17 protein-coding genes are annotated in these 21,662 nt (G+C 70.0%); 9 read left to right on the top strand and 8 right to left on the bottom strand.

Features of this window, described 5'->3' with window-relative positions; translation table 11 throughout:
* On the bottom strand, window positions 1-191 hold a 191-nt coding region (locus GRF61_RS24635), incomplete at its 3' end, for a hypothetical protein (RefSeq protein WP_211166048.1).
* Here GRF61_RS24635 and GRF61_RS17575 point away from each other — a divergent pair.
* Complete coding sequence (locus GRF61_RS17575) at window positions 181-795, top strand: HNH endonuclease (protein WP_169151931.1); 615 nt, start codon at window positions 181-183, stop codon at window positions 793-795. The genes GRF61_RS24635 and GRF61_RS17575 overlap by 11 nt on opposite strands.
* A 21-nt stretch (window positions 796-816) precedes the next feature.
* Here GRF61_RS17575 and GRF61_RS17570 read toward each other — a convergent pair whose 3' ends face one another.
* Window positions 817-1,479: a GntR family transcriptional regulator gene (locus GRF61_RS17570; protein WP_169151929.1), complete on the bottom strand. Its 663-nt coding sequence runs from the start codon at window positions 1,477-1,479 to the stop codon at window positions 817-819.
* A 425-nt stretch (window positions 1,480-1,904) separates the two neighbouring features.
* Between GRF61_RS17570 and xdhA the strand changes: the two genes are divergently transcribed.
* The 6 genes from xdhA to GRF61_RS17540 all read left to right on the top strand — a co-directional run bounded on the left by xdhA (window position 1,905) and on the right by GRF61_RS17540 (window position 10,565).
* A complete protein-coding gene (xdhA, locus tag GRF61_RS17565; RefSeq protein WP_248281305.1) occupies window positions 1,905-3,419 on the top strand; it encodes a xanthine dehydrogenase small subunit in 1,515 nt (504 codons plus the stop codon).
* Entirely contained in the window at window positions 3,406-5,841 is a 2,436-nt protein-coding gene (gene xdhB / locus GRF61_RS17560; RefSeq protein ID WP_169151927.1) for a xanthine dehydrogenase molybdopterin binding subunit, read from the top strand. Before xdhA ends, xdhB begins: the two co-directional genes overlap by 14 nt.
* Complete coding sequence (gene xdhC, locus GRF61_RS17555) at window positions 5,838-6,869, top strand: xanthine dehydrogenase accessory protein XdhC (RefSeq protein WP_169151926.1); 1,032 nt, start codon at window positions 5,838-5,840, stop codon at window positions 6,867-6,869. Before xdhB ends, xdhC begins: the two co-directional genes overlap by 4 nt.
* 90 nt (window positions 6,870-6,959) lie before the next feature.
* Entirely contained in the window at window positions 6,960-8,528 is a 1,569-nt protein-coding gene (locus GRF61_RS17550; protein ID WP_169151925.1) for an ABC transporter ATP-binding protein, read from the top strand.
* A complete protein-coding gene (locus GRF61_RS17545) occupies window positions 8,521-9,591 on the top strand; it encodes an ABC transporter permease (RefSeq protein WP_169151924.1) in 1,071 nt (356 codons plus the stop codon). Before GRF61_RS17550 ends, GRF61_RS17545 begins: the two co-directional genes overlap by 8 nt.
* Window positions 9,592-9,632: 41 nt before the next feature.
* A complete protein-coding gene (locus tag GRF61_RS17540) occupies window positions 9,633-10,565 on the top strand; it encodes an ABC transporter permease (protein ID WP_169151923.1) in 933 nt (310 codons plus the stop codon).
* Window positions 10,566-10,699: 134 nt separating this feature from the next.
* Here GRF61_RS17540 and GRF61_RS17535 read toward each other — a convergent pair whose 3' ends face one another.
* The 3 genes from GRF61_RS17535 to GRF61_RS17525 are packed head-to-tail and all read right to left on the bottom strand — an operon-like array spanning window position 10,700 to window position 13,412.
* Window positions 10,700-11,029 carry a DUF3325 domain-containing protein gene (locus tag GRF61_RS17535; protein ID WP_169151922.1) on the bottom strand — a complete coding sequence of 110 codons (330 nt, stop codon included), beginning with the start codon at window positions 11,027-11,029 and terminating at the stop codon, window positions 10,700-10,702.
* Window positions 11,026-13,101: a PepSY-associated TM helix domain-containing protein gene (locus GRF61_RS17530; RefSeq protein WP_169151921.1), complete on the bottom strand. Its 2,076-nt coding sequence runs from the start codon at window positions 13,099-13,101 to the stop codon at window positions 11,026-11,028. The genes GRF61_RS17535 and GRF61_RS17530 overlap by 4 nt, the downstream gene beginning before the upstream one ends.
* Window positions 13,098-13,412, bottom strand: coding sequence for a hypothetical protein (locus GRF61_RS17525; protein ID WP_169151920.1), 315 nt, complete (start codon window positions 13,410-13,412; stop codon window positions 13,098-13,100). Before GRF61_RS17525 ends, GRF61_RS17530 begins: the two co-directional genes overlap by 4 nt.
* A gap of 516 nt (window positions 13,413-13,928) precedes the next feature.
* On the opposite strand from GRF61_RS17525, the gene GRF61_RS17520 reads away from it, so the two are divergent.
* A complete protein-coding gene (locus tag GRF61_RS17520) occupies window positions 13,929-15,572 on the top strand; it encodes a HAMP domain-containing methyl-accepting chemotaxis protein (protein ID WP_169151919.1) in 1,644 nt (547 codons plus the stop codon).
* Window positions 15,573-15,685: 113 nt separating this feature from the next.
* Entirely contained in the window at window positions 15,686-16,993 is a 1,308-nt protein-coding gene (gene guaD / locus GRF61_RS17515; RefSeq protein ID WP_211166047.1) for a guanine deaminase, read from the top strand.
* A 12-nt stretch (window positions 16,994-17,005) separates the two neighbouring features.
* Here guaD and GRF61_RS17510 read toward each other — a convergent pair whose 3' ends face one another.
* From GRF61_RS17510 to GRF61_RS17500, 3 genes are read right to left on the bottom strand one after another with little or no spacing between them, the layout of a single operon-like run.
* The gene (locus GRF61_RS17510; protein WP_169151918.1) at window positions 17,006-17,863 is read right to left on the bottom strand and encodes a glycerophosphodiester phosphodiesterase; all 858 of its coding nucleotides are present in this window, start codon (window positions 17,861-17,863) and stop codon (window positions 17,006-17,008) included.
* A 29-nt stretch (window positions 17,864-17,892) separates the two neighbouring features.
* Complete coding sequence (locus GRF61_RS17505; protein ID WP_169151917.1) at window positions 17,893-19,629, bottom strand: metallophosphoesterase; 1,737 nt, start codon at window positions 19,627-19,629, stop codon at window positions 17,893-17,895.
* Between the two features lie 22 nt (window positions 19,630-19,651).
* Complete coding sequence (locus GRF61_RS17500; protein ID WP_169151916.1) at window positions 19,652-21,340, bottom strand: PAS domain-containing methyl-accepting chemotaxis protein; 1,689 nt, start codon at window positions 21,338-21,340, stop codon at window positions 19,652-19,654.
* Window positions 21,341-21,662: the final 322 nt, after the last annotated feature.

Below are 21,662 nucleotides of genomic sequence, written 5' to 3'. Positions count from 1 at the left end.
GCCTCTGCCCCACCGATGAACCCAGGCCGCCCGGCCAGCGCCATCCGCCACTGCTGAATGGCGGCACTTGCGCGCGCCGGTAAAAGTCTGTTCTGATTGACGAACGCGTGCCGCAGCACGAAGAACAGGGCCCAGGGCGCGCACCACCGTGATGGAGGAAGCGTGCTGATCGAAAGCTCGATGACGCTCATGGAACCCGAGGTGCCAAGCCGGCATGAGGACGGGCACCATCCGTGGATACTCTCGCTGGACGCCAACGGCACCCCGCACCGCTGGATCTCCTGGCAGGCCGCCTGCCACTACCATGCCCGCGGCATGGTCGCCTGGAGCCTGGGCGAACGCGAATTCCACTTTCTCGGCGGCATCTCCCGCGCGACCGGCGAGCGCTCCGAGATCACAACCCAGAGCATCATCGCCATCAAGGGCCGCCTGCTGCGCCCCGGCGCCCTGACCCAGGTGCCGCCGTTGAACAACCGCGAACTCTTCCGCCGCGACCGCCATCTCTGCGCCTATTGCGGCCATCGGCTGCCAGGCAGCCAGCTCACCCGCGACCATGTGGCGCCGGTCTCCCAGGGCGGGCGGGACATCTGGATGAACGTGGTCACCGCCTGCCGCCCCTGCAACCAGCGCAAGAGCGGGCGCACGCCGGAGCAAGCGCGCATGGCGCTGCTGTACGCGCCCTATGTGCCGAACAAGGCGGAGTACCTGATCCTCTGCAACCGCAGCATCCTGGCGGACCAGATGGACTTCCTCACCCGCCACATTCCGCGCCAGAGCCGCCTGCGCCTGCCCTGAACGAAGGCATCGGCGGCGGGCTCAGCGCGCTGGCGCCAGCCCCAGCATGGCAGCGATGTCGGCCTCGCCGCTGGCCGCGCGGAAGCCGCTCTCCAGCCTGGCTTCCAGATGGTTCAGATGAGCGTCCATCAGCGTCACCGCCCGCTCAGCATCGCCCACCGCAATCGCCTCCACAATGGCGGAATGCTCGTCCAGCGCGCACGACGGGGTATCGCTGCCCTTGTAGGACAGCACCACCAGCGGCGTACGCGCCACCAACTCTTCCAGGAAATTGCCCAGCACCGAGTTGCCGGCCAGGCGCGCCAGCAGACGGTGGAATTCGACCGACAGCCTCAGCCCGGCGCGCAGGTCGCCGCTGCGGTAGGCAGCCTGTTCGCGCTCAACCAGTGCTTGCATCTCCGCCAGGCCGGCCGGCGTCGCCACCGCGGTCAGCGTGCGCACCAGCGCGGCCTCGATGACGCGACGCGCGGCGAAGATGTCGCGCGCCTCCGCCACCGTCGGTGTTGCCACGAACACGCCGCGATTGGGCCGGTGCTCCACCAGCCGGGCGCTTTCCAGACGCGCCAGCACCGCCCGCACCAGCGCACGATTCACCTTGAAGGCATCCGCCAGCGCCTGCTCCTTCAGTTGCATGCCCGGCGGCAAACGCTGGTCCAGCACCGCGTTGCGCAAGGTGTCGAACATCCGCTCCGCCTCCTGGCCGCCGGCACGCGGCGTCCTGCCGAGGACCAGGGCCTCGACGCCGGCGTCTTGGGGCGGAGATTTCAGGGACGAGGGGGCCAATTCGGCATGCTCGAAGAAAGATGGCGGAGTGTGTAAGTCGGGCCTGGGCATTGTCAACAATTCGGCAGACGCTTGGATGGATTCGGCGCCGCCCTGCCAGACTTCGGCCCTAGCCTCGCTCTTCATTGGTGCATCAGGGCCTCGATGCGCACCAATATGGCGTATAAATCATTCGAAATATCAAGCAATTGCCAAGACGAGGATTGTTGACAATATTGTCCGCCACGGCCAAATTGAAAGGCATCCAAGCGCCTTTCTCTTCTCATGCCCCCGCCTACCGCCAGCCCCGCAGCATGCCGCCGCATTCCGATCCGGAGCCATCCGCGATGAGCCAGACCATCCGCTTCCTGCTCGACGGCCGCGAGGTCCAGGTCGGCGGCCTCGCGCCGACCACCACGCTGCTGGACTGGCTGCGCGAACATGCCGGCCGCAGCGGCACCAAGGAAGGCTGCGCCGAGGGCGACTGCGGCGCCTGTACGGTGGTTCTGGCCGAGGCGCATGAGGGCCGGCTGCGCTGGCAGGCGGTCAACGCCTGCATCCGCTTCCTGCCGACGGTGCATGGCAAGGCGCTGTTCACCGTGGAGAGCCTGCGCGCGGCGGACGGCACGCTGCATCCCGCCCAGCGCGCCATGGTGGAGTGCCACGGTTCCCAGTGCGGCTTCTGCACGCCGGGCTTCGTCATGTCCCTGTTCGGCCTCTACCAGACGCAGCCCAAGCCGGACGACACCGCCCTGGCCGACGCCCTTTCCGGCAACCTCTGCCGCTGCACCGGCTACCGCCCCATCCTGGACGCAGGCCGGCAGATGTATGCGCTGCCGGCGCCGCACTCCGCCCAGCTGCCGCCGCCAGCCTGGCGCAACGACCCGGCGGCGGAAGCCGCCCTGCTTACCCGCCTCGCCGCGCTGGACGATGGCGAAGCGCTGCGGATCGACCACCCGTCCGGCCGCTATCTGGCGCCGTGCAGCGCCACCGACTTCGCCCGCCAATATGCGGAGGCGCCGCAGGCCACGATACTCGCCGGCGGGACCGACGTCGGCCTGTGGGTGACCAAGCAGCTGAAGCCGCTGCCGCTGCTGCTGCACACCGGCGCGGTGCGGGAATTCGCCCACGCTGGCGAGTACCGGGATGCGCGCGGCAACTGGCTGGAGATCGGCGCCGCCGTCAGCCTGGAAACCGCCTTCGCCGCCCTGCTGCGCGAGTATCCGGAGGCCACCGAGCTGTACCGCCGCTTCGCCTCGCGGCCCATCCGCAACAGCGGCACCCTGTGCGGCAACGTCGCCAACGGCAGCCCCATCGGCGACTCAATGCCGGCGCTGATCGCCCTCGGCGCCGAGGTGGTGCTGCGCCGGGATCAACAGGTACGCAGCCTGCCGTTGGAAGCGCTCTACCTCGACTACCGCAAGAAAGATCTGGCCGCCGGCGAGTTCGTGCAGGCAGTGCGCATCCCGCGCCGGCCGGCGCAGGCCGGCTTCGTCTTCCGCGCCTGGAAGGTGGCCAAGCGCCAGGACCAGGACATCTCCGCGGTATTCGCCGGCTTCGCCCTGCGGCTGGAGGACGGCATCGTAGTCGACGCCCGGCTGGCCTACGGCGGCATGGCGGGCATTCCCAAGCGCGCCGCCGGCGCCGAAGCCGCGCTGCGCGGCCGGCCGCTGGATGAAGCCGCAGTGGCCGACGCCCGTGCCGCGCTGGCGAAGGACTTCCAGCCCCTGTCCGACATGCGCGCCAGCGCCGGCTACCGCCTGCAGGTCGCCCAGAACCTGCTGACCCGGCTGCAGCTCGAACTGCAAGGCCAGTTCCCCACCCGCATCCACGACGAGGAGAGCCGCCGTGCAGCCGTCTGAAGCGGTGGATCTCGCCATTCCCGCAGACCATGTCGCCGCGCCGGCGGTGCAAGGCGCGGTGGGCAGCGGCCTCGCCCATGAATCCGCGGTGCTGCACGTCACCGGCGGCGCCACCTACATCGACGACCAGCCCGAACTGCGCGGCACCCTGCATGCGGCCATCGGCCTCGCCAGTGCCGCCCACGCCCGCATCCGCCGCATCGACCTCGCCGCGGTGCGCGCCGCGCCTGGCGTGGTCGCGGTGCTGGACGCCGCCAGCGTGCCGGGGCTGAACGATTTCGGCCCGGTGGTGCATGACGACCCCATCTTCGCCAGCGACGAAGTCCAGTTCCATGGCCAGGCCCTGTTCGCGGTGCTGGCGGAGGACATGCGCGCCGCCCGCCGCGCCGCCCGCCTCGCCCAAGTGGAATACGAGCCGCTGCCAGCCCTGCTGGACGTGGACCAGGCGCTGGCCGCCGGCAGCCGGGTGTTGCCCGACGCCCACCTGCGCCGCGGCGAGCCGGAGGCCGCCCTCGCCGCCGCGCCGCACCGGCTGGCCGGCAGCGTGCGCCACGGCGGGCAAGACCACTTCTACCTGGAAACCCATATCGCCTACGCCATTCCGCAGGAGGACGGCACCACCCGCGTGCATTCCTCCAGCCAGCACCCGGGCGAGGTGCAGCTGCAGGTCGCCCATGCGCTGGGCGTGGATGCCAAGGACGTGGTGGTGGAATGCCGGCGCATGGGCGGCGGCTTCGGCGGCAAGGAGAGCCAGCCGGGGCAGATCGCCGCCATCACCGCCATCGCCGCCCGCCTCACCGGCCGGCCGGTGAAGCTGCGGCTGGACCGCGACGACGACATGGTGCTCACCGGCAAGCGCCACGATTTCCGCATCGACTGGGAAGCCGGCTTCGACGACGAAGGCCGCCTGCTGGCGGTGCGTTTCATGCAGGCCACCCGCGCCGGCTATTCCGCCGACCTCACCGGCGCCATCGCCGACCGCGCCATGTTCCATGCCGACAATGCCTACTACCTGGAGCATGTCGACATCCTCTCCCACCGCTGCAAGACCCACACCGTCTCCAACACCGCCTTCCGCGGCTTCGGCGGTCCGCAGGGCCTGTTCGGCATCGAAGAGGTCATCGACGCGGTCGCCCGCCACCTGGATCTCGACCCGCTCGCGGTGCGCAAGCGCAACTACTACGGCATCGGCGAGCGTGACCTCACGCCCTACGGCCAGAAGGTCGAGGACAACGTGATCGCAGAACTGACCGCCGAACTGGAAGCGGACTGCGACTACGCCGCCCGCCGCGCCGCGCTGCGCGCCTGGAATGCCGCCAGCCCGGTGATCAAGCGCGGCATCGCGCTCACGCCGGTGAAATTCGGCATCTCCTTCACCGCCACCCACCTCAACCAGGCCGGCGCCCTGCTCCACGTCTATACCGACGGCACCGTGCTGCTCAACCACGGCGGCACCGAGATGGGCCAGGGCCTGTTCACCAAGGTGGCGCAAGTGGTGGCGGAGGAATTGCAGATCGACGTCTCCCGCATCCGCGTCACCGCCTCCGACACCTCCAAGGTGCCCAACGCCTCCGCCACCGCCGCCTCCAGCGGCGCCGACCTCAACGGCAAGGCGGCGCAACAGGCGGCGCGCAAGATCAAGGCGCGGCTCACCGAATTTGCCGCCGCCCATTACGGCGTACGCGAAGACCAGGTGGTGTTCCGCGCCAACAGGGTGCATATCGGCGACAACGCTCACCGCGACGGCGGCAACGCTGCCGCCACCGGGAAAGCCGGCGTTCCGCTCAGCCTCTCCTTCGCCGAACTCGCCAAGCTGGCCTGGATGGGGCGCGTCTCGCTGTCGGCCACCGGCTACTACCGCACGCCCAAGATCGCCTACGACCGCGAAACCCTGTCCGGCCGGCCCTTCTACTATTACGCCTACGGCGTTGCCTGCTCCGAGGTCGCCATCGACACCCTCACCGGCGAATCCAAAGTGCTGCGCACCGACATCCTCCACGACGTCGGCCGCTCGCTGAACCCGGCGATAGACCTCGGCCAGGTCGAAGGCGGCTTCATCCAGGGCATGGGCTGGCTGACCAGCGAAGAACTGTGCTGGAGCGATGACGGCCGCCTCACCACCCACGCGCCCTCCACCTACAAGATCCCGGCGGTGTCGGACGTGCCGGAGATCTTCAACGTGCGCCTGTGGGAACGCGGCATCAACACAGAGGACTCCATCTTCCGCTCCAAGGCGGTGGGCGAGCCGCCCTTCATGCTGGCGCTGTCGGTATGGCATGCGATCAAGGACGCGGTCGCCGCCGCCGCGGACTATCGCGTCGCCCCGCAGCTGAACGCCCCGGCCACGCCGGAGGAAATCCTGCGCAGCCTCACCGAAGCGCGGCAACGTGAAGCGGAGCAGCGTGCGGGGGCCGCGGCATGAACAACCGCCTGCTGCTCGCCGAACTCCAGGCCCGCCTGCTCGCCGGTGAAAACGTGGTGTGGCTGGGCGTCGCCCGCTGCCAGGGCTCCACCCCGCGCGAGCCGGGCGCCCACATGCTGGTCGGCCGCGACTTCGCCCTCGGCACCATAGGCGGCGGCCACCTGGAGCTGCGGGCGCTGGAGATCGCCCGCGCGCAGCTCGCCGCCCCACCGCAGCCGCCACGGCTGGAGCGCTTTCCGCTCGGCGCCCGCGTCGGCCAGTGCTGCGGCGGCGTGGTCTGGCTCGGCTTCGAGACGGTGACGCCGGCCGACCTCCACTGGGTCGCCGAAGCCAACGCCCTGGCCGCCGCCGACGTCCCCTGGCTGCGCCTGAGCGCACTGGACCGCCGCCAGGTGGAAATCCTGCCCGCCAGCGCCGCCGACCAGCGCGCCGACCTCCAGCCGCTGCTCCAGGCTCTGCCCCAACAGTCTGGCGACCAGGCGCTGCTGGCCGACCTCGCCCCGGCGCTGCTGCTGGAGCGCTTCCAGCCGCCGGAGCTGCACCTCGCCCTGTTCGGCGCCGGCCATGTCGGCCGCGCCCTGGTACAGGTGCTCGCGCCGCTGCCGCTGCAGGTGAGCTGGATAGACCCGCGCGAGGACGAATTCCTGCCGGTGCTGCCGGCCAACACCCGCCGCCTCCTCAGCGACGACCCGCTGGCCGAAGTCGCCGCCCTGCCGGAAGACAGCGCGGTGCTGATCATGACCCACGACCATGCGCTGGACCTGGAGCTGGTGCGCGCCTGGCTCGCGCGCGGCGACTTCCGCTTCCTCGGCCTCATCGGCTCGGCCGCCAAGCGCGCCCGCTTCGAAGCCCGGCTGCGTGCCCGCGGCAACAGCGAGGCCCAGCTCGCCCGACTGGTCTGCCCGGTGGGCGCGCCCGGCGTCGGCGGCAAGGAGCCGGAGGTAATCGCCATCGCCGTCGCCGCCCAGCTGCTGGCCCTGCGCCGCCAGGCCAGCAGCGCCGCCCACAAGACCCGCCGGGTCGCCTAGACTTGTCGCCCGCGGACGCCGGCCGCCGCAGTCTTGCCGCCCGGTCGCGCCCGCCCGTTTTCTTCTCGGCCCTCCGGAGCACAACAATCCATGACGACTAGCAGCCCGCCGCCCACCGCCCGGCTGGCCCTGCACGGCATCCGCAAGGTCTATCCCGGCGTGGTCGCCAACGACGGCATAGACCTCAGCGTCTCCCCCGGCGAAATCCATGCGGTGCTGGGCGAGAACGGCGCCGGCAAATCGACGCTGATGAAGATCATCTACGGCGTCACCCGCCCCAGCGCGGGCGAAATCCACTGGGAAGGCCAGCCGGTGACGGTGCGCGACCCCGCCCATGCGCGCGAGCTGGGCATCGGCATGGTGTTCCAGCATTTCTCCCTGTTCGAGACACTGACGGTGGCGGAGAACGTCGCCCTCGCCCTGCCCGGCCGGCCGGACCTGCGCGAGCTCTCCCGCCGCATCGAGGAAGTCTCGGCCCGCTACGGCCTGCCGGTGGACCCGCGGCGCACGGTGCATGCGCTGTCGGTGGGCGAGCGCCAGCGGGTCGAGATCGTGCGCTGCCTGCTGCAGCAACCGCGGCTGCTGATCATGGACGAACCCACCTCGGTGCTGACGCCGCAGGCGGTGGAGAAGCTGTTCGAGACGCTGCGCCGGCTCGCCGCCGAGGGCTGTTCCATCCTCTACATCAGCCACAAGCTGGACGAAATCCGCGCCCTCTGCCACAGCGCCACCGTGCTGCGCGGTGGCCGCGTCAGCGGCCACTGCCGGCCGGCGGAGGAAACCCCGGCCTCGATGGCGCGGATGATGATAGGCAAGGACCTGCCCCACTGCGAACACAGTCCCGCCCAGGGCGACGGCGAAGTTCGCCTGCGCCTGGCCGGCCTCTCCCGCGCCAGCGACGACCCCTACGGCGTGGACCTGCGCGACCTCCACCTGGAGGTGCGCGCCGGCGAGATCGTCGGCATCGCCGGCGTCTCCGGCAACGGCCAGCAGGAGCTGTTGCGCGCCATCTCCGGCGAGGAGCGGCTGGCGGAGAAGCATCCGGTGCAGATCTGCGGCACCGAGGCCGGTCGCCTGTCCGCCGGCGCGCGCCGCCGGCTGGGCCTGTGCTTCGTGCCGGAGGAGCGCCTGGGCCGCGGCGCGGTGCCGGCGCTGCCGCTGGTGGACAACGGCCTGCTCACCGCCGCCCGCAGCCAGGGCCTGGTGCGCGCCGGCTTCCTCGCCCGCGGCAAGGCGCGCGCCTTCGCCGAGCGCTGCATCGCCGCCTTCGACGTGCGCGGCGGCGGCGCGGACACGGCTGCGCAGTCGCTGTCCGGCGGCAATCTGCAGAAATTCATCATGGGCCGGGAGATCCTGCAGGCGCCGAAGCTGCTGGTGGCGGCCCAGCCCACCTGGGGCGTGGACGTGGGCGCCGCCGCCTTCATCCGCCAGGCCATCATCGACCTGCGCAACCGCGGCTGCGCGGTGCTGGTGATTTCCGAGGAGCTGGACGAGTTGTTCGAGATCTGCGACCGCATCGCCGTCATCGCCCAGGGCCGGCTGTCGCCGCCGCGCGACATCGGCGAGGCCAGCATGGAAGAGATCGGGCTGTGGATGAGCGGGCTGTGGCCGGGCGCCGAAACCACTGCGCCAGCCGCCGCGGAGGCCGCCCATGCTTAGGCTGGAACCCCGTCCGCAGGCCTCGCGCCTGATGACCTGGCTGTCGCCGCTGCTGGCGACGGTGCTCACCCTGGTGGCCGGCGGCGTGCTCTTCGCCGTGCTCGGCAGGGACCCGGTGGAAGGGCTGCGGCTCTTCCTCGTCGCCCCGCTGAAGGATCTCTACGGCCTCTCGGAGCTGCTGCTCAAGGCCACGCCGCTGATGCTGTGCGCCACCGGGCTGGCCATCGGCTTCCGCGCCAACATCTGGAACATCGGCGCAGAAGGCCAGTTCATGCTGGGCGCGGTCGGCGCCACCGGCGTCGCCCTGTGGGCAGGGGAAAGCGAGAGCGCGCTGGTGCTTCCCGGCATGCTGCTGGGTGGCGCGCTGGCCGGCGCGGCCTGGGCGGCCATCCCGGCCTGGCTCAAGACCCGCTTCAACGCCAACGAGATCCTAGTGTCGCTGATGCTGGTGTATGTCGCCCAGCTGCTGGTCTCCTGGCTGGTGTTCGGGCCGTGGAAAGACCCGCAGGGCTTCAACTTCCCGCAGACGGTAATGTTCGCCGACGCTGCCCTGCTGCCGGTGCTGGTGGACGGCACCCGGCTGCACCTGGGCCTGCTGTTCGCGCTGGCGGCGCTGGTGGCCGCCTATGTGTTCATGTACCGCAGCCACGCCGGCTTCCGCATGCGGGTGGCGGGCGAGGCGCCGGACGCCGCCCGCTACGCCGGCTTCTCCGCCAGCCGCACGATCTGGACCGGGCTGCTGTGCGGCGGCGCCGCGGCCGGCGTTGCCGGCATGGCCGAGGTCGCCGGGCCGATGGGCCAGCTCACCGACAAGCTCGGCCTGGGCTACGGCTTCGCCGCCATCATCGTCGCCTTCGTCGGCCGCCTGCATCCGCTGGGCATCTTCCTCGCCAGCCTGCTGATGGCGCTGCTCTACATCGGCGGCGAGCAGGTGCAGCAGTACATGAACCTGCCCAATTCCATCGCCCTGGTGTTCCAGGGCCTGCTGCTGTTCTTCCTGCTGGGCGCCGACGTGTTCATCCGCTACCGGCTGCGCTTCGGCAGCGAAGCCGCCAGCGCCTGAACCTCCACCCTCTGCTAGCAAAGACACCTACCGGGAAACGCATGGAAGGCAATCTCTTCACCGCCGTACTGTTCGCCACCGTGGTGGCCGGCACGCCGCTGATCCTGACCGCGCTGGGCCTGCTGGTAAGCGAACGCGCCGGCGTCCTCAACCTCGGCGCCGAAGGCATGATGGCGGTGGGCGCAGTGGCCGCCTTCGCCGCCACCCACCACAGCGGCAGCCCCTGGCTGGGCGTGCTCGCCGGGCTGGTCGCCGGGGCGGCAATGGCGCTGGTGTTCGGCTTCCTCGCCATCACCCTGCAGGCCAACCAGGTGGCCTCCGGGCTGGCGCTGGCCATCTTCGGCGTCGGCCTCGCCGCCTTCATCGGCAAGCCCTACGAATCGCTGGCGCTGCCGGCGGTGCCGCCCATCCGCCTGCCCTTCATCGCCGACATCCCGCTGCTGGGCGAGGCGCTCTACAACCAGCAGGCGCTGGTGTATGGCTCCTGGGCGCTGTTCTGGGCGGTGCTGTGGTTCCTCTACCGCAGCCGCGCCGGGCTGGTGCTGCGGGCGGTGGGCGAATCGCCGGCGGCGGCGCACGCCATCGGCCATCCGGTGGTGCGCATCCGCTACCTGGCGGTGGCCTTCGGCGGCGCCATGGCGGGCGTCGGCGGCGCCTTCCTGTCGGTGTTCTACACGCCGATGTGGGTAGAGGGCATGGTCGCCGGCCGCGGCTGGATCGCGCTGGCGCTGGTGGTGTTCGCCACCTGGCGGCCGCTGCGGGTGATGCTGGGCGCCTACCTGTTCGGCGGCGTGATGGTGTCGCAGCTCTTCGTCCAGGGCGCCGGGCTGCAGATCGACTTCCCCTCCCAGTTCCTGTCCTCGCTGCCCTACCTGGCGACCATCGTGGTGCTGGTGGCGATCTCGCGCAATCCGGCGACGATACGCCTGAACTCGCCGCTGTCGCTGGGCAAGCCGTATCGGGCAGACGCCTGATGTTGGCCGTGGCTTCGTAGCGCGAAAAAGCAGAAGGGCCGCGAATGCGGCCCTTTTTCATCGCGGACGAACCAGCGTGCGCCCTCTCTTACAGGGAGAGCGGTCTGAACCGTATTACGACCAGACCCATGCTTTCAAACCACCAGAAGCAGCGCCACCGCCAGCACCAGCGCCGCGCCGCCCAGGCCCAGCAGCGGCCGTGGGCGGTAGCTGAGCAGCAGGCCGACGATGAAAGCGGCGACCGTCATCAGGCCGAACCATACCGCGGTGCCGATGGAGGCGCCGTGGTAGTGCACCGCCGGTCCCAGTGATAGCGCCAGCAGCCCCCAGCCCAGCGCGCTGAAGCCCCGCCGCCTGCCCTCGGCCGGCGCATGGCCGACCACCTGTTTGGCATGGCGCTCCATGCTCACGCACAGGGCGTTGAAACCGGCCAGCGCCATGGCGAATACGAGAAAGTCCATCATGCTTCCTCCGTCTTCAGGGCGACCGGCAGGCCGGCGACCAGCTCATCCACCGCTTCCGCCTCCTTTGCCTTGGACGCGTCCGCCGGCCTGGACTTGGCGCCCGGTTTGACGCGCGGCACATGCAGGCTGACCTTGCGCGCGGCGAACATCAGCAGCGCGCCCAGCACCAGCGCGCAGGCGTCGAAGCCGGCGACCTGCAGCTGGCCGGCGCCCAGGCTGTGGCCCAGGTGCACGCCGCCGCTGGCGCCGTTCAGCACCGGCAGCAGCATGGTCAGCACGCCGGCCAGGGTCAGCTGCTCCACCCAGGCGGCCTTGTGTTTGCGGACGATGGCATGCAGCGCGGCCAGCACCCAGACGGAGAAGAACACCCGGATCTCCCACAGGTTGCGCTCGGCCAGATCGGCCGGCAGCAGGCGGTTGCCCCAGAAGTAAGCAGCAATCGCGATCAGCAGGCCGGACACCGCCGCCACGTTCAGCACCTCGACCAGGCGGTGGCCGCGCGGCGTGCGGCCCAGGGTTTCGCGGTCCTTGTGGCGGGCGAGCACCCACATCGCCAGGCCGCTGGCGACCATCAGCGAGCCGAGCACGCCGGAGGCGAACAGCAGCCAGCGCGGCAGCGAGGAGGCGAAGCGGCCCATGTGCAGCGCCGTCATCAGGTTCCAGGCAGAGGACACCGCGGAGCTCTCTGCCACAGGCGGGCGCTCCAGCACCTCGCCGGTGACGCCGTCGAACACCAGGCGGCGGGCGGCGCCGCGGCTGCTCAGGCCTTCGGTGCGGGCCTGGCGGATTTCGATGGTGGCGCGGGCGTCGCCCGGGTTGGTGATGGTGATGGCACCCACGCCCTGCATCGGCCATTCCCGCTCCGCTTCGGCCACCAAGGGCGTCAGCGGCGTCAGCGCGGCCTTCTCGCCGCTGGGCCTGGGCAGCGGCGCGTTGGCGTTACCGCGGCCACGCATTTCCTGCGCCATGGCCCGGGTGTCGCCGTCGTAGGCGGTGACGACCGCCGCGGGCATCAGCTGGAAGCCCAGCAGCAGCAGGCCGGAAAAGGTGATGACGACGTGAAAGGGCAGCGACAGCACGCCGGTGGCGTTGTGCGCATCCAACCAGGAGCGCTTGCCCTTGCCCGGGCGGAAGGTGAAGAAGTCCTTGAAGATGTTCCGGTGCACGATGACGCCGCTGATGATGGCGACGAACATGAACATGGTGGCAATGCCGACGATCCAGCGGCCGGTGAGCCTGTCCATGCCGTACAGCTCGAAGTGGAAGCGATAGAGGAAATTGCCGCCGGCGGTCTGGCGCGGCTGCAGTATCACGCCGGTGGCCGGGTCCATGACCAGCCGGTTCTGCGCCTGCTGGCCACCACCTCCACCGCCGCCGCCACCTTGCTGGCGGGCCGCGGCCTGGGGCGGCTCGGCCTGGGGCGCGGCCATCGCCATCTCCCGGCCTTCGCCACCGCGTTGCGGCCGTGCGTCACCCTCGCCAGGTTCGCCACCGGCGCGGAGCTCCTGGCGCGGCGCACCCTCGGTGCGCATGCCTTCCCGCTGCATGCCCTCACTCCGGCCGCCTTCCCCACGACCCTCGCGCTGCATGCCTGCAGCGCGGGTACCTTCCTGTCGGTCGCGGCGGCCTTCACGCCGCATGCCCTCGCCTTGCATGCCGTGGCCGCGGTTGCCTTCCCGCGCACCCTCGCCGCGGCCGCCCGGCGCTTCCAGCCCGGAATCCGCATCGCCCCCCTCCTCGCCGCGGCGGCCGGCACTGCGGCGTTCATCCGCAGCCGGGGCTTCGCGCCAGCTCAGGGTCATCACCGGGCTGCGCGGCCCCTGCAGGTTGATGCTCCACTGCTGGGCATCCGGCGCCTTGCGTGCCAGCACCGCGATCGCGCGTTCCAGGCCATGGCCATCGTCGCGGGCGCTGTGCAGCTCAGGCTGCATCCAGGTGGTGATTTCGTTGCGGAAGAAGGCCAGCGTGCCGGTGACGAACACCGCGAACAGCAGCCAGCCCAGCACCAGCCCGGCCCAGGTGTGGAGCCAGGACATGGACTGGCGGAAATGCCGGGGTTTGTCGAACCTCATGCCGCGCCTCCCGCCGGCAGCAGCCACAGCCACAAGCCCAGCAGCGCGGCCGGTATGGCGAGGCCAGCGGCAGCCCGGGTCAGGGTAGCCGCACCGAATACCCACAGGGCGGCAAGCAGGTGCACCAGGAAGGCCAGCATGATGGCGGCCATCACCGCGTCCGGGCGCGGCAGCGGCAAGCCAATGGCCAGGGTGGCGGCGACCAGCGAAGCGAGGCCGTAACCGCCGAAGAGCGCCATGACCGAGCGCAGGCTGATGTTCAGCCACGGCCGGTGATCGGCGAAAAAGACAAAGCGAGTGGAAGTACTCATGTTCTTGTTTGGTCCTGAATGTCGGCAAGCGCGGAAACGCCGCGCTTGCCATCCCTGAAACGGGCTCTCCGGCAGCCCTCTGCTCCTTGCACTCACCCGGCCGGCGTGACGGGGCGCTGGCCGGCCCGGCGGATACTAAATGCGAATCATTGTCAGCTTGTATCCCATTGTAGGTGCGCTGTACAGCGTTTTTGCATCGCAGCAAACCCTCGCCAGAATTGGGTTTCAGTGCCATTTCCCGCCTCTCGGAAGCGGAGCGGGGCGCTCAGCCCGGCCCGCCGTCGTTGCCCCAAACCAGAGTGTTGGCGGGGGGAAGCGGCTGCGGTGGCAATAGGTCTTGTCGAACAGCTTGCCGACGCGCAGCGCCAGCCGTGGTGCCTCGCCGCTGGCGAGGCGCTTGTCCCGGTAAAGGCCGAGGCCCACCAGGCCTAAGCCGGGATATAAGACTAAAGTCGCAGCCCGGCACGCCGTTAGGTATTCCTACAAATATTCCTAGAAGGTTTTTCAGAGAGGCCCATGTTCAGTTCAGTCAATTCCCGCCTCATCGCCCTCGGCTCCCTGGCCTGCGCCGGCCTGCTGCTGGTGGGCGCCTTCGCCTTCCTTCAGCTGGCGGCTTTCAACCAGCGGCTGGAGGGCAGTTTCGTCACCGTGCAGCAGGGTTCCACCGACATGCTCACCGCCACTTCCGCCCTGGAGGCTTTCCAGGGCCAGGTGCAGGAGTGGAAGAACCTGCTGCTGCGCGGCAACGATGCCCTCGCCTTCGGCCGGCACCTGAAAGGCTTTGCCGACCGCGAGGCGGAGGTGCGCGACCGCCTGGGGGTGCTCATCGGCAACTTCTACAGCGCCGACCGCGACACCGCCCGGTTGGACACTTTGCTGCAGGAACACGCTGCCCTGGGCGAGCGCTACCGGCTGGCGCTGAACGAGTTCATGGTGAACGAGCCGGAATCCGGCAAGGTGGTGGATGCGTCCACCAGCGGCTACGACAGCGCCTTCAACGACAGCCTGGAGAAGCTGGTGCAGACGCTGCGCGACGAGCAAAGCAGCGAGCTGCAGCGCAGCATCGCCGAGTCCGCCGCCGAGTACGCCAGCGTGCGCAACATCCTCGCGGCCTTCATCGGCGTCATCGTCATCATCGTGGCAGCGCTGGCAGTACTGATCGTGCGCCGGGTGAGCGGCTCGGTAAACGAGTTGCAGTTGGCCATAGGCCGCATCAGCCGCGACTGGGACCTGCGCACCCGGGTGCAGGTGCAGGGCAACGACGAGATCGCCCGCACCGGCGAATCCCTCAACCGCATGCTGGCGGAGTTCCAGCAGCTGGTGGCCAGCCTCGACACCCACGCCAACCGCATCGGCAGCGCCTCCGCCGAGGTCGGCAGCGCCATGGGGCGCATCAACCAGAGCGCCGGCGTGCTCAACAGCTCCACCGCCACCGTCGCCAGTTCCATCGAGGAGCTCACCGTCAGCATCAACCATGTGCGCGAGAACGCCGAGCGCACCCAGGCCATCACCGAGGAGTCGGCGCGGCTGGCGGCCGAGGGCGGCAGCGTGATCGAACGCACTTCCGCCGGCATGGTGAGCACCGCCGCCACCGTACGCGAGGCGGCGACCAAGGTGGAGATGCTGGGCGAGCAGTCGGATCGCATCAGCGACATCGTCAAGGTCATCCGCGAGGTGGCGGACCAGACCAACCTGCTGGCGCTGAACGCCGCCATCGAGGCCGCCCGCGCCGGCGAGCAGGGCCGCGGTTTCGCGGTGGTGGCCGACGAGGTGCGCAAGCTGGCCGAGCGCACCTCCGGCGCCACCGAGGAGATCAGCGAACAGATCGGCGAGATCCAGAACAGTGCCCGGGTGGCGGTGGCGGACATGCGCCGCATGGTCGCCGAGGTGAACCAGGACGCCGAGTTGGCGCAGGAGGCCGGCGGTGCCATCGTGCGCATCCGCGACGGTGCCGGCCAGGTGGCGGATGTGAGCGCTGAGATTGCCACCGCGCTGCGCCAGCAAGCCGCTGCCAGCGACACCATCGCCAGCCAGGTGGAGACCATCGCCCGCTCCAGTGACGAGAGCGCCGAAGCGGTCGGCCGCACCGCCGCGGCGGTGAGCGACCTGGAAGCGATGGCGCGGGAGATGAGCGGCGCGGTGGCCCGCTTCACCGTGTAGGCTGTGCGGGTTGGCGATGCGTTTCCGGCCGCCGGTGGCGCGGCTGCCGTGCGCTTGCGGCCCGATTGTCAGCAACCTATATTCTCGATTGTTAACAATCAGCTCCGGCCATCATGACCCAGCCCCTGCGCGCCATCCGCGGTGAAATCGTCCATTTCCTGGCGGACCCCGCCGATGCCGGCGCGGCGGCGCTGGCCCACTTCCCGGACGGCCTGCTGCTGGTGCGCGACGGCCGCATCGAAACCGCCGGCCCGGCGGCGGAACTGCTGCCGCAGCTGGCCGCCGGCACGCCGGTGGAAGACCTGCGCGGCAAGCTCATCCTGCCCGGCTTCGTCGATACCCACGTCCATTACGCCCAGACCGACATGATCGCCAGCTACGGCGAGCAGCTGCTCGCCTGGCTGGAGCGCTACACCTTCCCCACCGAGGCGCGCTTCGCCGATCCGGCCTACGCGGGCGAGGTCGCCGCCTTCTTCTGCGACGAGCTGCTGCGCAACGGCACCACCACCGCGATGGCCTTCGCCACCGTGCATCCCGGCTCGGTGGACGCGCTGTTCAGCGCCGCCCGGGCGCGGCGCATGCGCCTCATCGCCGGCAAGGTGTTGATGGACCGCAACTGCCCGGACTACCTGCGCGATACCGCCGAGCAGGGCTACCTCGACTCCGCCGCGCTGATCCGCCGCTGGCACGGCGTGGATCGCCTGCGCTACGCCGTCACCCCGCGCTTCGCCCCCACCTCCACGCCGGAGCAGATGACGCTGGCCGGCCGGCTGTATGCGGAGCATCCCGGTGTCTACCTGCAATCCCACGTCGCCGAGAACCAGGGCGAGGTGGCCTGGGTGGCCCAGCTCTACCCGGAGGCGCGCAGCTACCTGGACGTGTATGACCGCTACAGCCAGCTCGGCGAGCGCAGCGTCTATGCGCACTGCATCTGGCTGGACGACGACGACCGCGCCCGCATGGCCGCCACCGGCGCCGCCGCTAGCTTCTGTCCCACCTCCAACCTCTTCCTCGGCTCCGGCCTGTTCGACCTCGACCGCGCGCACGAACTCGGCATGCGCGTCGGCATCGGCACCGACGTCGGCGGCGGCACCAGCTTCTCCATGCTCAAGACCCTGGGCGAGGCCTACAAGGTGCTGCAACTGCGCGGCAGCAGCCTGGCGGCGGAACGCGCCTTCTACCTCGCCACCCTGGGCGGCGCCCGCAGCCTTTACCTGGAAGGCGAGATCGGCAACTTCCTGCCCGGCAAGGAGGCCGACTTCGTGGTGCTGGACCCGGCCGCCAGCCCGCTGCTGGCCCGCCGCATGGCGCATGCGGACAGCCTCGCCGAGCGGCTCTTCGTGCTGATGACACTGGGGGACGATCGCTGCGTGGCCGCCACATGGGTGCTGGGCGAGCCGGCCTGGCAGCGCAGGGCGTAAGGAGGCTTCGCTTCAGCGCCCGGCGCGGAAGCGGTAGTTGCGCTCCAGGGCGCGCATCTCGCCGGGGAAATCGGTGATCAGCACGATCTCCTGCGCCAGCAGGAAACGCATCAGCGCCTGGGCCTCTTCGGCCGGCAGGGACCGCGGCGGCCGTTCGCCGGCGGTCCACGCCACCGGCCTGGCACCGCTGGCGCGGATCAGCTCCACCGCGCCCGGCAGGCACAGCGAGGGCAGCGTGACGTTCACCGTGTCCGGCCGCAGCGCGGCGCTGGCCCTGAGGCAGTGCCGCAACTCCTCCAGCTCCAGGTCCCACGGCGCCGACGGCCGGCCCAGCGGGCCTTCGAACAGCGCCCCTACCGGCAGTTCGGGCAGCAACTCGCGCATCTCCGCCAGGGTGGCGAGATCGAAGGAGCTGTTGAGGAAGTTGGCGTAGCGCCAGCCGGCCTCGACCCGCCGGCTCACCTCCTGCGCCACATGCCGGGCGATGCCGCGGCCCTTGGTCTCGATGTTGACGACGAAAGCCTGGGCGCGCGCGCTGTCGGCTGCCTCCCGCCGCCAGGCTTCGACCAGGTCCAGCACCTCCGCCAGCGTGGGAATGCCGTGCTCGGTGAGCTCGCCTGTAGGGGCCTTGAGCCGCACCGCGTGCAGTTCGGCGCGGGTGGCGGCGGAGATGGCGCCACGGCCATCGGACAGGCGCTCCAGCGTCTCGTCATGGAAGACCACCAGCTGGCGGTCGCGGGTCAGGAACACATCCAGCTCGACGCCGTCCGCGCCCTGGGCGATGGCGGCTGCAAAGGCGCGCAGGGAATTCTCCGGCGGCGCCTCCGCCCCGCGGCAACCGCGATGACCCCAGATTTGCAAAGCCTTCACCCCGTCCTCCCCGCTGCCGGCAGCCGCCGTCAGCCGGATGCGCGCGGCCACACCCGGCGCGCCGCCGGCGCATTCCAGTGGGCGTCGAACCAGCCCTCGAAGACCTGGATGAAATGTCTGGCGATGTCCCCGTCCAGTTCGCTGCGTTTCTCCGGGTTGCGGATGAACTGGATGTAGGGCGAGGTCGTCCAGGCCTTGCCGTCATTGGAGCACAGGCCGACGAAAAGAATCCGGTCGTCCACCAGGAAGCCGTGCATCAGCGGCGCCTCGGCGTAGACGCGGCAGGCGAAGCCCAGGTTGTGCTGCTCGATGTACTGCGCCTTGCTGTCGCAGAACTCGCCGATCTCCGTCTCCCGCGCCTTGGCCATCTTGGGCGAGATCAGCGAGCCGGCGTTGCGCAGTTGGGTGATGGCCTTGGCCCGGCCATCCACCATCAGCGTCTGCCACTCCAGGCGCTTGCCCCAGCTGCGCGACATGATGTCGTCGCGGATCAGCGCCCAGGTCATCTCCATGTCCAGCGCGATGTTCTTGATGCGCACCGGCGACTGCAGGTCGGCCTTGGTGAGCAGTTCGGCAAGCAGGTTATGCACCTCCCGGAAGTTGGCCGGCCCGACCAGCCCAGCGTATCTGCGGCGCGGCGCAGGCGCGGCGGGCGCCACCCCGGCTGGCGGCGGTTCGGCCGCGTCCGCGCTCTTTTCGGGCAGCCGCAACACCATCTCGGCGGTAGCTTCGCCGCCCCTGCTGATCTCGAAGCGTTCATGGTCCACCTTGATGTCCCAATTCCGCCCCGGCCCGCGCACCGCCTTGCGCGGCCACAGTTTCAGGCGGGCGCCGCCGTGGTCGAAGCTGAGGCTGCCCAGGGTGTAGCCGCAGGTGCGCGGGCGCTGGTCGGTGTTCGCCCAGCCTTCCTGGCTGAACAGCGCGGTGCCCTGCAGCCGGCGGCGTTCACCACCGCCTCCGCTGGAGAGGGCGCTCAGGTCGGCTTCGTGCATGTGGCCGAAGAGGTGGAGCGCGAAGGATTCCGGCGGGTAGTGGATCTCGCCCTCGAGATCGTTGCGCGCCTCGGGTCGCAGCCAGCTCGCCGGATGGTGGGTCATCAGCAGGCAGGCGTCGTGCCGCTGCGCCCAGGCCGGGCCGTTGCCGCCGCAGGCGGCGTGGAATTGGCGCAGGTTGAGCGCGAGCGAGCCTTCCTCCATGCCGGCCTTGAGCTGCAGGAAGGCGGTGTTGAGGCCGAGGATGCCTATCCTCAGCCCGTTCTTGGCGAAGCTCACCGCGAAGTCGCCAGGCAGCATGCCCGCGGCGGGCCCCGCCGGCAGGCGGGGAAGCTGCAGCCCTTCCCACCATTCGCGGTAATTGGCGAAGGCGTCCTCGATGAGGTGGCGGTAGGGGCTTTGCGGGTCGTTCCAGAACTCCGGCCCGACCATCGGGTCGGCCCACAGCTTGGTCAGCGTGAGCAACACCGGATCCTTCTCCGCCGGCCGCACCAGGTCGTGGTTGCCGGGTACCGCCAGCAGGCAGGGCCGCTGGCCCAGCTTGTCGAAGTGCTCCCAGAGCCGTGCCAGGAACAGGCCGACCTGGGCGAACTCCTCCTTGCGGCCCTGCTGCGTCAGGTCGCCGGTGAAGCAGACCAGATCCAGCCCGCCGGCCTGCTTGATGAGGAACCCCAGATCGTCCCGCAGCGTGCGCTCCACCCGCGGCCACAGTTCGCGCATGCCGGCCACGCCGAGGTGGAGGTCGGTGAGGTGCAGGAAATTGAGCCGCTCCATTCTCCCGCCCTCCCCGGCCGGATCAGATCTGCACCCGAGAAATCGCCTCGTTCAATGCCGAAGACACGCCGGCCAACGCCCTGGAAGAGTCCGCCATGCTGGCGACCGCCTCGGCGCTCTCCTCGGCCATCTGCGCAATGCTCTCGATGTTCTGCGAGATGGAAGTGGCGGCGGCGGATTGCTCGTTGGTCGCGTTGGCGATGTCGCCCACCAGCAGCAGGCAGCGCTCGGTGGCATCGCGGATGGAGCCGAGCGCACCGCGTGCCGATTCGGCCAGGGCGACGCCGCTCTTCACCTGGTCGTCGCCGCGGCGCACGCCATCGACCGCGCGCCGGGTCTCCTCACGCAGCGCGTCGAGGATGCCGGAGATTTCCGAGGTGGCCTGGGAAGTGCGCTCGGCGAGCTTGCGCACCTCGTCCGCCACCACCGCGAAGCCCCGGCCCTGTTCGCCGGCGCGGGCGGCCTCGATGGCCGCGTTCAAAGCCAGCAGATTGGTCTGCTCGGCAATCTCGCGGATGACGGTGGCGATGCGGCCGATGTCCTCCGACGAGCGGGACAGCTTCTCCATCGTTGCAGCGGTGGCCGCGGTGGTTTCCGCCAGCCGGGAGATCTCCTGCGCCGCGCGGCCGGCGGTGCCCTCGCCTTCATCCGCCCGCGAACTGGACTCCCTGGCAGCCTCGGCGGCGGTGCGCGCATGCTCCGCCACCTCGTTGATCGCCACGGTGACCTGCTCCACCGCCGCGGTGGTCGAGGACGCCGCCTCGCTGGAGGCTGAGGCGCCATGCGCCACCTGCTCGCTGGTGTGGGCCAGCGAGTCCGACTGCCGGCAGACTTCGCCGGCGGCGCCGTGGATCTTGATCATGATGGCCTGCACGTTGGCCATCATCGCGTTGAAGGCATCGACCACCCGGCCCAGCTCGTCGCGGCGGTCTACATCCACCACCCGCCGCAGGTCACCGTCGCGCTGGGTGGCGGACACCGCATCCTCGAATCGCTTGAGATCGCTCACCAGCCTGCGCACGACGCCGAACTGGAGATAGCCCATCACCACCAGTACCAGCGCCAGCAGGCAGCTGAGCCAGATGGCGACGCCGGCGATGCGATTGGCCTCTGTTTCGCCGGCGGCCGCGCCCAGCGCGTCCCGCGCATCGTCCAGCCCCAGCATGGCCACCGTGCCGGCTACCAGCAGCAGCACGAGGATGGCCAGCATGCCGGCGAGGAAACGCGCGCCCAGCGACATCCTGCCCAGGCTGCCCCGCAGCCCGCGGCCCACCACCCGGCCGTTCTCCACGCTCAGGCCGGCGCCGCCGCGCAGCTTGCGGTAGGCCGCGTCCACCTTCCGCACCACCGCCGGATCGGCCCGCCGGCGTACCGATTCATAGCCCACCACCTGGCCGTTTTCCCGCACCGGCGAGGCAAAGGCGCGCACCCAGTAGTAGCCGCCATCCTTGCGCCGGTTCTTGACGTAGCCGTTCCACGGCTGCCCGGCCTTGAGGTTGCGCCAGAGGTCGGCGAAGGCTTCGCTGGGCATGTCCGGATGGCGCACCATGTTGTGCGGCTGGCCGATCAGTTCCTCGCGGGAAAAGCCCGACAGTTCGACGAAGAGGTCGTTGGCCTCGAGGATCTGGCCGTGGGCATCGGTGCGGCTGTAGATGAAACGCCCGTCCGGCACCGGCGTTTCCACGTTCGTCACTGGCTGGTTGTTGCGCATGACTCCCCCCTGTAGGTGCCGCCTGCCTGCCCTGTCTTGTTCGCGGGGCAGTGCCATAGTGAATCTAGATCATGCCTTGTGGCACTCCAAGGACATAAGCGCCGCCGGCTCCTACCCGATACGGGTTAAGCGGACCGGCGGCGAAGGCATGTTCCATGCACCGTGCCGGGCCCATTAGCGACCATCCCCCCGCCGGACTTAAGAGCGGCCCGATAGACGTCGGCAGGCCAAGCATCGCCAGCCCCCGGCCAGAAACCTCGCTAGAGACCCCACCGCTGACCCCGCGCCGTTTCCGGACCGCCTCCAGGCGGCCCCCTGGATC

Source organism: Azoarcus sp. TTM-91 (assembly GCF_012911025.1).
In the GTDB taxonomy this organism is placed as follows: Bacteria; Pseudomonadota; Gammaproteobacteria; order Burkholderiales; family Rhodocyclaceae; genus Azoarcus.
The sequence above is the reverse complement of the archived record's forward strand: the minus strand, read 5'-3'. Positions and strand labels throughout refer to the sequence as shown.